The sequence below is a fragment of the Paenibacillus sp. MBLB1832 genome, assembly GCF_032271945.1.
Lineage (GTDB): Bacteria > Bacillota > Bacilli > Paenibacillales > NBRC-103111 > Paenibacillus_E > Paenibacillus_E roseopurpureus.
Map to the genome: position 1 here is coordinate 5,808,811 of NZ_CP130319.1, position 13,589 is coordinate 5,822,399.

The 13,589-nt window shown below is 46.5% G+C and carries 15 protein-coding genes; 3 read left to right on the top strand and 12 right to left on the bottom strand.

Going from position 1 to position 13,589, the window contains the following annotated elements; genetic code table 11:
* Window positions 1-50 precede the first annotated feature (50 nt).
* Both MJB10_RS26385 and MJB10_RS26390 read right to left on the bottom strand, forming a co-directional pair.
* Window positions 51-833: an ABC transporter permease subunit gene (locus MJB10_RS26385; RefSeq protein WP_314800199.1), complete on the bottom strand. Its 783-nt coding sequence runs from the start codon at window positions 831-833 to the stop codon at window positions 51-53.
* Window positions 823-1,728, bottom strand: coding sequence for an ABC transporter ATP-binding protein (locus tag MJB10_RS26390; RefSeq protein ID WP_314800201.1), 906 nt, complete (start codon window positions 1,726-1,728; stop codon window positions 823-825). The genes MJB10_RS26385 and MJB10_RS26390 overlap by 11 nt, the downstream gene beginning before the upstream one ends.
* A gap of 131 nt (window positions 1,729-1,859) precedes the next feature.
* Between MJB10_RS26390 and MJB10_RS26395 the strand changes: the two genes are divergently transcribed.
* Complete coding sequence (locus MJB10_RS26395; protein WP_314800202.1) at window positions 1,860-2,441, top strand: TetR/AcrR family transcriptional regulator; 582 nt, start codon at window positions 1,860-1,862, stop codon at window positions 2,439-2,441.
* Window positions 2,442-2,734: 293 nt separating this feature from the next.
* Window positions 2,735-4,654 (top strand): HAMP domain-containing sensor histidine kinase, encoded by a 1,920-nt coding sequence (locus MJB10_RS26400; protein WP_314800204.1) that lies wholly within the window; start codon window positions 2,735-2,737, stop codon window positions 4,652-4,654.
* On the opposite strand, the gene MJB10_RS26405 is transcribed toward MJB10_RS26400, so the two are convergent.
* The 8 genes from MJB10_RS26405 to MJB10_RS26440 form a co-directional block, all read right to left on the bottom strand.
* Window positions 4,620-4,868, bottom strand: coding sequence for an NHLP leader peptide family RiPP precursor (locus tag MJB10_RS26405; RefSeq protein WP_314800206.1), 249 nt, complete (start codon window positions 4,866-4,868; stop codon window positions 4,620-4,622). The genes MJB10_RS26400 and MJB10_RS26405 overlap by 35 nt on opposite strands.
* A gap of 186 nt (window positions 4,869-5,054) precedes the next feature.
* A complete protein-coding gene (locus tag MJB10_RS26410; protein ID WP_314805872.1) occupies window positions 5,055-5,276 on the bottom strand; it encodes an NHLP leader peptide family RiPP precursor in 222 nt (73 codons plus the stop codon).
* Window positions 5,277-5,414: 138 nt separating this feature from the next.
* Window positions 5,415-5,666: an NHLP leader peptide family RiPP precursor gene (locus tag MJB10_RS26415; RefSeq protein ID WP_314800208.1), complete on the bottom strand. Its 252-nt coding sequence runs from the start codon at window positions 5,664-5,666 to the stop codon at window positions 5,415-5,417.
* A 75-nt stretch (window positions 5,667-5,741) separates the two neighbouring features.
* A complete protein-coding gene (locus tag MJB10_RS26420) occupies window positions 5,742-6,683 on the bottom strand; it encodes a hypothetical protein (protein WP_314800210.1) in 942 nt (313 codons plus the stop codon).
* Window positions 6,684-6,849: 166 nt separating this feature from the next.
* Window positions 6,850-8,946 carry a hypothetical protein gene (locus MJB10_RS26425; RefSeq protein ID WP_314800212.1) on the bottom strand — a complete coding sequence of 699 codons (2,097 nt, stop codon included), beginning with the start codon at window positions 8,944-8,946 and terminating at the stop codon, window positions 6,850-6,852.
* A 497-nt stretch (window positions 8,947-9,443) separates the two neighbouring features.
* Window positions 9,444-9,923, bottom strand: coding sequence for a 23S rRNA (pseudouridine(1915)-N(3))-methyltransferase RlmH (rlmH, locus tag MJB10_RS26430; protein ID WP_314800213.1), 480 nt, complete (start codon window positions 9,921-9,923; stop codon window positions 9,444-9,446).
* Window positions 9,924-10,017: 94 nt separating this feature from the next.
* A complete protein-coding gene (locus MJB10_RS26435; protein ID WP_314800215.1) occupies window positions 10,018-10,185 on the bottom strand; it encodes a CxxH/CxxC protein in 168 nt (55 codons plus the stop codon).
* Window positions 10,186-10,252: 67 nt separating this feature from the next.
* Window positions 10,253-11,491 (bottom strand): S1C family serine protease, encoded by a 1,239-nt coding sequence (locus MJB10_RS26440; RefSeq protein WP_314800217.1) that lies wholly within the window; start codon window positions 11,489-11,491, stop codon window positions 10,253-10,255.
* A 229-nt stretch (window positions 11,492-11,720) separates the two neighbouring features.
* Between MJB10_RS26440 and MJB10_RS26445 the strand changes: the two genes are divergently transcribed.
* Entirely contained in the window at window positions 11,721-11,945 is a 225-nt protein-coding gene (locus MJB10_RS26445) for a hypothetical protein (protein ID WP_314800219.1), read from the top strand.
* On the opposite strand, the gene MJB10_RS26450 is transcribed toward MJB10_RS26445, so the two are convergent.
* On the bottom strand, window positions 11,899-12,714 hold the full coding sequence (locus MJB10_RS26450) for an MBL fold metallo-hydrolase (protein ID WP_314800220.1): 816 nt from the start codon (window positions 12,712-12,714) through the stop codon (window positions 11,899-11,901). The two genes, MJB10_RS26445 and MJB10_RS26450, sit on opposite strands and share 47 nt — an antisense overlap.
* A gap of 52 nt (window positions 12,715-12,766) precedes the next feature.
* Window positions 12,767-13,582, bottom strand: a complete 816-nt coding sequence (gene yycI / locus MJB10_RS26455) for a two-component system regulatory protein YycI (protein ID WP_314800222.1) — start codon at window positions 13,580-13,582, stop codon at window positions 12,767-12,769.
* Window positions 13,583-13,589: the final 7 nt, after the last annotated feature.

Consider the following 13,589-nt stretch of genomic DNA (forward strand, 5'->3'; position numbering starts at 1 on the left):
GGGGATTTTTCAACTTTTAGAAAACACAACTAACGACGAATAATCGCTGCCTACAGAGGTAAATCCTTTTGCTTGAATATCATGATGCCTGCGGTATAGAGAACAACTGCCAGTATGCCCAGCATGCCCAGCTTGGCGGCATAACCGCTTCCATTGATGATGGCCGTCGTGTCAAATAGCGTAACAAGCGATAGGTATTTGAGGCCTTCCAGCTTGTCGCTCATGCCTGATAAAAGATGTGCTCCAAAGAATAATATGGGAAGGCCCGCGCCAATGATCAGACTCCGGCTTGTACGGTTGAACACACAAGATGCAAGAAAAACAATCGAGCCAATTGCCAATTGGAGCAGGAAGGAGCCAAAAACCATCGTCAGAAACATGGCGTAATCCAATTCCCCCGGCTGTGCAATAGATGCGACACTGGAGCCAACAGCACCAATCATGACGTAGATCACGGCAAGTGATCCTACCAGATACAGCATGCTTGTGAAAGCAATCTGCGTCCGTGTTACCGGTGTAGACAGATCACAGGCCATATCGCCTTTGTCTACCTTTCCCACAATCAGCTTCGTTCCCGTAAGAATCAGGAAGATCATCGGGAAAATTAGCGCCATCATACCGAAATACTGGTTGGCAAGGAATTTCGGCAGTGTGGATATATCGCCTAGAGGGTTAATCGGCATATCTGCGCTGCGTCCGGCGATTTCGCTCATGGTTTCAGGTGTAAACACATTCATGATAATCGCAATGAGCCCGCAAAGTAATAGCATAAAAATAAGAGACATTTTAAGGTTGGATTTTACCAATCTCATCAAATACGTTTTACTGAACATGGTTGTTTCCCCCCTCGTAATAACCCATAAAATGTTCTTCCAGCGTGTGCTTGATCTCGCTGATAAACCTAACTTTTCGCATGGACAGCGCAAGTAATAGCTCATTAATGTTCTCATCGGAAATATCAATGATTAACTGATTGTGTTCCGGCTTTGCTTCCTTAATCAAGAAAACTTCCGACTGCATACTGACAAAATCCTCCGCGTTCAAAAACTCGATCTTGTACGTCTTATTCTCCGCGTTGCTTATATCCTTAGGGTCAATGACGGAAATCAGCCTGCCGCCCTTGATCATCCCGATACGGTCGCTGGTACCTTCCACTTCCTCGAACAGATGGGACGACATCAGAATGCTTTTGCCCGCCTTCTTCTCGTTCCTAATCAGTTCAATAAACCTCGCCTGCATCAAGGGGTCAAGCCCTGAGGTAGGCTCGTCCAGAATAAGGATTTCTGGATCGTGCATGAAAGCACAAATGATTCCGACTTTCTGCTTCATCCCCTTTGACATCCTTTTTAGGTCAGCATTCGGGTCAAACTCAAACATCTCAATCAGCCGTTTTGCCTTTGACAGGTCGTTCAACTTCCGCATTCTAGCGATATATTCGATGAACTGCATCCCTTTCATATCGTTTGGAAACGCAATTTCTCCGGGCAAATACCCCAGATGCTTTTGAACTTCTTTCGGCTTTTTCCATGTATCCATACCAAGAATGGTGGCATGTCCGCTTTGCGGCTTCAAGAATCCCAATAGATGACGGATGGTAGTCGTTTTTCCCGCTCCGTTCGGGCCAAGAAAACCGAACACTTCGCCCTGCTCAATTTGAAAAGACATATCATAAATACCTTTACCTCGTCCAAAATCTTTGGTTAGGCGTTCAATTTTAATTGCTGACATTTTAGCATCTCCTTTATGTTTGAATTACCCAACAACATGTTGTATGATGAAATCATAACGAAATATGGTTTGATCATCAACCAACAATGTCGATCGATGTGTTGGACGATGAATGGAGGGATATAGCACTCATGAAGAAACAACCCCAAATGACAGAGCAGACCAGGCAAAACCTAATTGATGCGTTCTGGTCGCTTTACTGTGAAAAGCGGATAGAAAAAATAACCGTCCGGGAGATTACTACCAAAGCGGGGTACAACCGCGGCACCTTTTACGAGTATTTCATCGACGTTTATGATGTATTGGAGCAAATCGAGGAATCGCTGCTTCCCCATCCCGATAAACTGCCACCGATACATCCTGATACTCCGGCCAAAGACGGGTTCTCTTTCGATGAATTTTTTACCATGTTTGAGCGGCACAGCAAATATTATACCGTTCTCCTCGGCGATCATGGTGATCCGGCCTTTCAGCGGAAAATGAAAAATAGTATAAAACCTAAGCTCAAGGCTTCCCTAATCGCACAGGGCGCCAAGGACGACTTTCAGTTGGAGTATTTGCTGGAATACAATATCTCCGCCCTTTGCGGTATTCTGAGTTATTGGTTTGCGAGTGAAGAAAAACCAGATGCTCAGGCTTTTTTAAAGTTAATGATGGAAATTGCTGAACAAGGTACGAGGCGGAAAATTGAACAGTTATGCCACACTGAATAGAGTTAGTTAGACTCACTTTAACTAATAATCGCCCACGAAGATGCTCAAGGTTTGTACTATTCAGTGAGGTGAGGAAACTTCGTTTATATAGATAAAAAGACAAACTTCTGTTTCTCTAAAAGAGACGCAGGAGTTTGTCTTTAGTTTGGGGCACAGCAATCGGCCATATGCATCACATGCCGCTCATTCAAATAATTTGTAAAAAAATGTCGACAACTAAAGGATTTTTACACAATTTCGTCAAATTTATAGGTATACATTAAATATTGGGTCGTTCCCCACGAGGTGCTCAAATGAAGCGTTTCCACTTGATCTTGGTACTACTCATATTTGGCGGTGCTGCCTTCTTAGCATTGCTCCTGTATCCCTACATAAGCTCAGCGGAAGATTCTAACAGTATGCCAATAACCACCTGGAAAGTGCAATGGATTCCTATTGGGGCTCCAGAAGACGCCCAGCCTGACATAGACGGAGAGTGGATTTCTGCCACGGCTGAGCACCCGTTTGATACCATTCCCAATGGGAAGATCGGCGCATGGATTCATCTAACTGTCCCCCCGACGACCAACCTATCTAAACCTGGACTGTATATTGAACGTCTGTACGCCATGAATGTAATGATTTATGAGAACGGCAAGCCCGTCTATCAGGTCAATCACAGCTTTGACTTCGAGCGCACCCTTCTCCAACTGCCACTCGACCATAAAGAGATAACAAGCGATCTCTACCTGCGGCTCACAGCGAAGGAACGGGCAGGTATCAGCAGTAATATCCAGCTTGGCGAGTTTCCTGAAATCTCCCAGAAAGCCATCCGCAAAGAACTGCCTGATTTGTTGCTAGGAGGCGGGTTTGTCTTCCTGTCACTCCTAATGTTTCTCTGCTCCTGGTACTTAAACCTGGCCCAACGCAGTACCGCCCTGGCGCTTACCCTATTCGTCATGTGCAGCGGCATTCTGATCATGACCTACTCGGCTATGCCTTACTACTACTTTCCTGAGCTTGGACACTTTTTCGTATTTATTTTTGATACGTCTATTTATATTTTGTTTCCTGCCCTGCTGTACTTCGTCACCCACATTTTCGAAGGCCGGTATCCATGGATCAAGCGGATGTTCCGCTGGCTTGTCGTCTATTATTTAATTAGCTTCTGCGTTATGGTATGTTATAAAATCATCGGAACGCCATTGTACTCTCTCTACGCGTTCCTGACCCTCTGGCTGGGTGCACCGCTCATTATCGGACAACTGATTCTCATTAGCGTCCTCGCCTTTCGGAACGCCATGCAGAATCCTAATTCCTTGATCCTCTCTCTGGGTATTCTGATCCTTGCCTTATCCGGTATGACGGATCTCTTGCTACTGTACGCGATAGATACGTTCCATATGTTTAATCTATGGAAGCTCGGCATCATTATTTTGATCGCTTCCCTAGTGATGATCCTGAACCGCCGCATTGCATCGGACTATGCCCGGCTTTTATCCTACTCCAAAGAATTGGAGCTTTACAATCACCAACTGCAGCGGACGGAAAAAATGCAGATCATTAGCGAATTGGCCGCATCCATTGCCCATGAGGTGCGCAACCCGCTTCAGGTCACAAGAGGCTTCTTGCAGCTACTCTCGGGAAAATCAGTAGAGCACGATAAGTCCTACTTTGCCATGGCCATTCAGGAGCTGGATCGAGCGTCAGGTATCATAACGGACTTCCTGACCTTTGCGAAACCGGAGCTTGACACCCGAATAGCGCTAAATTTGCAGCATGAGCTCGCCCAGATCGAAACCATGATGACGCCGCTGGTCTTGTTGAACAATGGGGAACTGGAGGTCCACGTGCCCGAACCTTTAATTATTTTGGGCAACTCATCCAAGTTTAAGCAGGCATTGATCAACATCATTAAGAATAGCATCGAATCCATTCGGGAAGAAGGTCACATTACCATCAACGCCTGGGCTGAGGAAGGAACCGCTGTCATCCGCATTGCAGATAACGGCGAAGGCATGGAGCCGGAGCAGCTCGAGAAGCTAGGAGAGCCTTACTTCTCAACAAAAACCAAAGGAACTGGCCTTGGTCTCATGGTCACCTTTCGTATCATCGAAGTGATGGAGGGTACCTTGAAATTCCATAGTGAAAAAGGAAAAGGAACCGAAGCCATCGTCCGGTTCCCCCTCGTTTCCAACACTAGTTCCAAGAAATCTGCGGTTGTACCCCAGTAGATTTCAATTGATCCAATTCCTCCGGTTGCGGGGGAATGACAAGCGCATAATGAGCCGATGTTTCCGCCAGCACACTCAGCTCAATACCTTCAGGAACATCGATTCCGAAATCCTGCTTCAGCGCACTACGGGGATCGGCCAACAAGCGTGCCTTGAAATCCGCGTCCTCCCAAGCCTTCTTAATGATCTTCACTTTTAACGTATCCATGGACATGACAACACAACCCTTCAAAATATTAGGATATTTGCATTTTCATAATACCATGGAACTAGATCTTTTGTACCAAAATTAGCCATTTATCGACAAATAAATTTTAAATCCGCCACCGTTTAACAAAATGCCATAGTGTAAAAGGAAAAGGAACCGAAGCCATCGTCCAGTTCCCTCTCATTTTCAACCCTAATTCCAAGAAGCCATCTGTGGTTGTACCCCAGTACCAGTAAATCCATCCAATTCCTCTGGTTTCGGAGGAATGATCAGCGCATACTTCGTGGGTGTTACCGCCATTACATTCAGTTCAATACCTTCAGGAATTGTATGTCCGAATTCTTGCTGCAGTGCACTTCGGGGATCTGCCAGCAAACGTGCCTTGAAATCCGCGTCCTCCCAAGCTTTCTTGATATTCCGCCATCATTCAACAAACTATCGTAATGATCTCTAATCTCGTTTGCCTTGCTCTGCAAGCTTTGAGCCTGGAATTCTATAGTGTAAAAAGAAAAGGAACCGAAGCCATCGTCCGGTTCCCTCTTGTTTCCAACCTTAGGTCCAACTATACATCTGTGGTTGTACCCCAGTACCAGTAAATCCATCCAATTCCTCTGGTTTCGGGGGAATGATCAGCGCATACTTCGTGGGTGTTACCGCCATTACATTCAGCTCAATACCTTCAGGAATTGTATGTCCGAATTCTTGCTGCAGTGCACTTCGGGGATCTGCCAGCAAACGTGCCTTGAAATCCGCGTCCTCCCAAGCTTTCTTGATAATACTCACTTTTAACGTATCCATGGACATGATAGCACAACCTTCCAAATATTAGGATAATTTTCATCTTCATAATATCATATAACTAGACATGTTGTACCATTATTAACCATTTATTTTCAAATACATTGAAAATCCGCCATCATTCAACAAACTATCGTAATGATCTCTGATCTCGTTCGCCTTGCGCTGCAAGCTTTGTGTGATGATAGATGTGAAAACCTGAAGGGATGCGGGAGCATCCTTCATGGCACTCAACTGATTGGCATAATCGCATGCAAGGGTCGCAAGCCCTCCTAAGGCCTGCTCACGATAAATGCCGCGTTTCACCATACTCTCATCCAAAACTTCGCCTGCTTGTAGCGGAAGATTCTCTCGCAACAATACTAGGAAAGCGTTACAGGAGGCCGTCGGTAAATCCTCCCGCCAATCTGTCCAGTCATCGGAGAGTTGAAGTACCGCAAGGGCTAAATCAATGGCCACCTCCATATCCCCAATCCTTTTGGCTACCCCAGCTTGGAGCAACAATGCTGCAGCACATAGCTTCACTGGGGCAGCCTTGCGGGCCAATCGGCCAGGATCCCGCGGGTCCATTGGCTCGTCCACCTCACGGTACATAGCTTCTGCCCATTCCGCCAAATAGCGGTTATAACAAGCCCCTAGCTGAGGGTCTCCTGAGAAACACCGGTGATAAGCCTCCATAAACCTTTGATTCAAAAGCGTGCTCAAGGCCAGCGATCGCCGAATCTCCCCCTTCTCATCCATTACATCGTCCAGGAGAAAAAAGGACAACATCCCGTACACATTTCCTACCGCTAACTCGCGACACAGCTCGATCGGACTCCCCACGGTCTCTCCAACCCAATACGGGAGCAGGTAGCTGATCATATTAGACCCTTCGCTGTCCTTCCTGTCAAAAGGATAGCACTGGCCCAGAAGCGCCAACGCCTGCTCTTTCGATTCCTCCGGCAGCGTCTGCAATTGAGCCGCGGCTTCCCCGAAAATCCAGACAATCTCATCCCTATATTGATCTAATAGTTGGTTCATGGCTGGGAATCAGTTCCTTCCATATTGTGATTATTGATTTTATAGCAAAACCCAGCCATAGATAGCTTTATCTAGGCTGGGTTGCATGTTGTTCCATAATTATACTTCTGATCCGTCTAGGCGTAAACCTTGCAAATACGAGTAGGTTCAATAAGCATTAATTCGTTTAATTTTCTTTTTCACCGTAATAGTAGCCTCTACCGTTTGTACCAATATATACACGACCATAAACTTGTCTGTCGCCTTCCATACAGTTAGGATCATTACCAACACGGTTTGCATCATCATTAATACGAATCCAAGTCGTACCTTTGTCATCAGATCTAAAAATACCTTCAACACCATCCACACGGCCATATACATAGACTGCAGGTATGTCTTCGGTAAGCCCCTTGCCAAAAGCGAATAAGTAAGCTTGGTTAACATTATTCAGTTTGGTAAAGGTATCTCCAAAATCACAGGATGTGTATAAGCCATAATGGTTCAGGTTAACCCACACATGTCCTTTATTATTAGGCATTGCTTTCATGTTTGAGAAAGTCTCAAGAGGTAATTCACTGACTTTAATCCAGTTAATGCCACCATCGGTACTTCTATAAACTTCTCCACGATGATAAATGTAGTACACATTGTTTTCAACTCTATCAGAAGCTATGCAATGATTATTAGACCAAAATTTTTCAACACTACCTTTGGGTGCACCTACAGACTCCTGCCATGTGACACCTGCATCAAATGTTACTTTGGGCGTGTCTTGAATAGGAAGAACAACAAAGTTATTTTCATTTACTGGGTTCATAGCTAACTTACCATTTGCACCAAAAGGCCAATTTTTAAATGCTTTCCAACTGACACCATTATCAGAAGAATAGCCGCCGCCTCCAGTCTTACCCCATTCCCAAGAACCAACTCTAGCCATGAAGTTAGGATTACTTTCACAGTAGTCAATACCTGTTGTTTCTTGCATCTCTGGACCACCATGTTTTTTTAGTGGACTTTCTTGCAAATTTGTATGACGCATACCATCGTTGTCCGCAATACCTGTAATGATGCTAGCTCCAATTGGAGGACAAATCATAGTGAAGCTTACCATAGATTCATATCCTTGTGTATACGACTTCCAATGACGTGGTTTCTGTGATATATCATCTGTTCGCCAAATAGCATACCAGTCTGTAAAATACACTTGGCTTGGGTTATGTGGGTTTATCAATACACTGGAAGTGGCTGCACTAAAGTAGCAACTTGGAAACCATGGTACATCTGCATTAGCTATGGATTGGTTGGTAACTAATTCCCAGCTATCGCCACCATTAAGGGTAATAAATATTGGATTCCAAAAACCATTAAACCTAACAGAACACACTACTCGATTGGGATTCGTCGGATCAACGGATATACCTGTATATTCTTCATAAACTGGATCTGGTGTGATATTTTTTGTAATACCTAAATCATATCTATAAACGCCACGTGTCACATCTGTGGTTTTTGCACCACAATAACCGGCTGAAATAAATAAGGCACCTTCGCTATTCATACTCATTCGATTCGGCATCAATGGTGTGTTTGGAATAACTTTGAATGTTTCACCACCATCTAGTGTTTCATAAACACCTTCACCGCATATACCAACAAAAAATCTCTGACATCTGCCATTAACAACGCTATTTGGGTCGAATATGACACTTCTGATACCGTATCCTTTAATTCCGTCTGGAACACCAGTAAGTTGTCTCCAATTATCGTTCCTCGTTGCTTGTTCCATGATGTAGAGACCATCACTTCGTGTACCACAGACAACATAGTCACTATTTGATGGATCAACAGCAATACACTCACCATTCCATCGCACTACTAGATTGCCTCTAAAGTCTTTGTTAAGGTTTGTTCTCTCCCATGTAATACCTCTATCTCGGGACCTAAGGACATCACAAGGATTTTCGTCTATATCTGTTTCGAAGTATTGCATCACTTCTTCTTTGCTATATTTACCTGCTGCTACATAAATAACGTCCGAATTCTGGGCGTCAAGGGCAACAGAATCAATACCATAGAAATTACGTTGACTTAGACCAAATGAATCCATCAATTGAATCCATCTTTCTTCATCTTTATGTAAGCGGTATAACCCGCCGACATCCGTTCTAACATATATGAGGTCTTCTTCTTTGGGATGAATAATTAAACCTGTTGCATAACCACCTCCACCGATTCTAAGGTTATTCCACTTATAATGATCACTCATAATTGTTTGATTCATATTAAAACTCCTCTCGTAACATGCCACAATAAATAAGCTGGCCCATGCCTACCCGAAGACGAACCACAGCCGGGTATTAGTTGCTGCTTGCGGCTCCAATTGCATAATGCTCACGCCTGTAGCCTATTCCCATTGCTTTGCTTTCTCATTATATCTTCGGTGATCTGCACGGAATATGTCATCCACCAACGAAAGCATGTTCGAAAAATCGGAAATGATACGCAGTCTTGAGCGGTTTTAGCCGAAGTGCCGCAGAACAAAATCACTCTGCGGTTGAATAAACACTCCTAGCCGACGGTTTACTCAACCCTCGGCTCTTCTTTGCTTACCATCGTCTCATTACATGTAGGGCAAAAGAAAGTTGGTTCCTTTGTCCTGTTCGTGGACTACCTGATTCTCGGGCATAAGCAACCGTCACAGTGAAAAATTAACCACATACACACCGGCATGCGTCACACATAGTTCTTCCCTTGCAATTTGTGATTCAGGATTTGGCCTCACTTATGATACGGTTCTCCCCGATTGATCCGCATCGCGCGATAAATCTGTTCCACCAGCACCAGCCGCATCAGCTGGTGCGGCAGCGTCATGCGGCCGAACGACAGCCGCATATCCGCACGGCGCAGCAGCTCGCTCGACAGCCCGAGCGAGCCGCCAATAACGAAGGCCACCTGGCTGCGCCCGTAGGTGGCCAACTTATCAAGCGAGCTCGCCAGCTGCTCGCTCGTCCACATCTCGCCGTCGATGGCCAGCGCCACGACGTACACATCTGGGCGCAGCGCCGCCAACAGCCGCGCGCCCTCACGATCACGCACCTGCTGCTCCTCAGCAGGGCTCATGTTCTCAGGTGCCTTCTCATCCGGCACCTCAATCATTTGCATCTTGGCGTACGAGCCAAGACGCTTGACATACTCGGCGATCCCGTCGACGAGGTAGCGCTCTTTTAACTTCCCAACACTTAAAATCTGTATCTGCATATAAGTCCTCTTTTCTTCTTTTTTACTTCGATGGTTCATTCCCTCTCTACGCCACACGCTACCCGATCCAGAAAAAAGAGGCCCCAAGGGCCTCTTAAACAATCAGAAATCGTGACAACGACTTGCAATGCTCGCAGTGCTCAGGCGGCGCCCAATGGGCGAAATGCGTTTTCTGCAAATCCACCACGTCGGGTGCTTCCTCATATTCATCAACGAATTCATCTATAGCGATTTCCACATGATCTTTACAAACAACGTGCATGCAAATACCTCTCATCCGCAAAAGCTTTATAATTAATCTTCCCATTACTATGTCTATTATCAATTCACTACTTATCCGACGCCTCTATCAATGTCAGCGTGGTTGTTTGCTTCTTCCCGCCGCGGTAATACACCACATTGATTTTGTCGCCGATTTTCTTCTCGTTATATAAGTATTTCCGCAAAGAGATCGTACTATCAATCTTGCGATCATCCAGCTGCACGATCACATCCTGCGGCTTCAATCCCGCTTCCTTCGCGGGGCCAGAGACGTCGAAGACGATAACGCCAGTTTTCACATCGGCAGGCAGCTTTAATACATCCGTCCCTTTAAAAGCTTGCAGTTCCTGCGTCGACACCCCAATCAACGGCCGTTTCACCTTGTGGTCCTTGATCAAGCTCGCGATAATTGGATCTACACTATTAATCGGAATGGCAAAACCCAAACCTTCCACGCCCGTATCGGCAATCTTCATCGAATTGATCCCGATTACTTTGCCTTCGATATTCACGAGCGGGCCTCCGCTGTTGCCCTGGTTAATCGCGGCATCCGTCTGGATGACGTCCATCTCCCAGTCGTAGTCCGTACCCTCACGGGACAGTGCGACAGGTATCGTCCGCTTCGGCGATGACACGATCCCTTGCGTCACCGTCGGCGAGAAGCCAAGACCGAGCGGATTGCCCACGGCAATCGCCATTTCACCCGCGCGCAGCGTGTCTGAATTGCCGAATTCCGCCAGCACTTTCACATCTTTGCCATCTGTCTCCAGCACGGCCAAATCGGTAATTCGATCGCGACCAACAAGGGTCGCTTTCTTATGCTCGCCTTGGAAGTTCACGATTTCGAACTGATTCCCGTTCTCCACCACATGGCTGTTCGTCACAATCCGAACTTTGTCCCCGCTTCGTGCGAACATTACCCCAGAACCGATGCCAATGCCTGTTTCCGCGCCTGCCTCATCCTTCTTGGAAGAAATGACACTGACGACGGCTGGCTTAATCTTGTCCGTTGCCGCAACGATCGCATCATTGCTGTTCATCGGATGAACATCCGCTTTAGCCACGACAGGAATCGCAAGCGACGCACTCGATGCCCCACTGCCTCCGAAAGCATGAACAAGGCCGACGACGGCCAACATGCCGATTGCCCCGATGAAGCCTGCGACGAGGGCCACGTACCGTTTTCTACCTGTCCATTTGCTTAAACTCGTAAAATTAGTGAAACTCTCTGTTCCCTTAGGACGCCAAACTGGCTCGCGCCGACTGGATCTCTTCGTTGAATAGAAATCATCATCAAACAAACTCATTTCCGGTACCTCCTCGCTGACGGGGCCTATGCTGCACTCGCCTTGGTTTATTTCAATAAGAATTAGGCCCGATTCATCGGTCACCTTATCCTGCCGTTGATTTTTTGCAAATAATAGGAATGTTTGGCTTCCTTCTTGCCTACAATAATAGTAAACCAAATCTCTTACCGAATTGCTAGCCTATAGGAAAATTTTACTAGAAAATAAACCTTTCGAGGAGCGTGCCGCTATGAACCGTATCCCTTCCCATTTTGAAGAAATGAATATGATTGGTAAGCTGGCTGATCTCAAAGAGAGTCACTATCACCAGTCGCTGGTGCTCTCCTCGTTAATTCAAGTTCTCATCGATAAGGGAATCATTACCGCGCAGGAGCTGCAGCTGAAATCCAAAGAAATCGACGCCGCGCTCACTCCGAATCCGAATCCGACGGGCTCAATACATCCCATTTCGTAGATCGGTCAAAATACGTATCCATCAGCCTCAGCCCCTTCGCCTCTGGCGCCCGCTCTTGAACAATATTATTCACCGTCAGCCTGGCCAAATCCATCAAATTATGATCACGGCTCAAGTGCGCCATATAGACAGATTTCGTCTTATTCGTCATGATATCGCACAGGGCATCACCCGCAGCTTCGTTCGAGAGATGGCCCTTGTCACCTAGAATACGACGCTTAATACTCCACGGGTAATGCCCCACGCGCAGCATGTCCACATCATGATTCGTTTCGAGGACGTAAGCGTCGGAATCTGCGATTTTTTCCTTCACCTTCTCACTCATATACCCCAGATCCGTCACAACGCTCAGCTTCTGTTCCTCTTCATAGAACACATACCCGACTGGCTCCGCCGCATCATGGGAAATGCCGAAGGATTCCACCTTCATCGTTCCGAACTCTTGCACGCCGCCTGTCTCCATCACGCGCTTATTGCCCTCTGCAATGGCACCAATTTGGCGATCCAACTCCACCCACGTCTTCTCATTGGCATAGATGGGCACATCATATTTGCGAGCAAACGCGCCTAATCCTTTGATATGATCGGAATGCTCATGCGTGACCAAAATCCCATCGATACTGCTCGCCGCGAGCTCGCGTTCCTTCATTAACAGCTCCATCTTCTTCGCACTGAAGCCGACATCGATCAGGAGCTTCACGTCTCCATTGTCCACGACCGTTGCATTGCCCGTAGAACCGCTAGATAACACTGTAAAACGAATTCCCATCTTCCCTGCTCCTTCTTGCCTGCCGATATGCTGCTTGGTTCTCTCGTTGCGGTTACTTCTTCGGTGTGTTCTTCTCAGCCGCTAGCGGCGTAGCTGTCGCTCCCCCGTCTGCACTAGGACCGAATGGCTCTGCCGTTTTCTGAGGCGACTCTACCGCACCGTTAAACGCCTGCAAATAATAGATATCTCCGTTATCGATCGTAATCCGCCAATGCGGGAACATCGGTTGCGTCTGAGAGTTGTACGGTTGTCCATGATATCCTAAACGAACCTCTGTAATGATCGAGCCGTCACTTAAATAATTGTCCACTAAGCTGCGGACCGCTAATTGCGCCGAAATCAGCTTCTGCTCCGTCTGTTCTACCTCTGATTCTACTTCAACGAATGCTTGACGGTAACTGGTAATTTCTCCATTTTTCTCACTTAGCTCCACTTTGACATCGAATAGCGGCAGCTTCTCAAACAATTGCGAGAACACATACACCCCATCGCGGCTAATCACCGAATCCAGCTGGTACATCGCGAAGTTTGGAATTTCCGACTGCACCTGAACTTCTTTACTCGCCCCTTTGCCGAGCAGCGTGCTCATGTAGAGCGGAGTTTTCAGCGTCTTCTGTTCACCGGGCTTGATACTATCATCGTACTTCACCGTGATGACCTTCAGCTTCGGTTGATCCGTGGGCAGCTCAGCGGTCAGTCGAATATTTTTGTTGCGGAGCGCACGATTCAAATCCTCCACCGTACTGGATGGATCGAGCGAAATTTCCGTCTGACTGGAACGTTTGGTGGACCACAGCTGGAAGCCAAGAATCATATTCAATAGTAAAAAAGATGCAATTAGAATCGTCTTCGCCCTACTCCAATTCATGATCTCA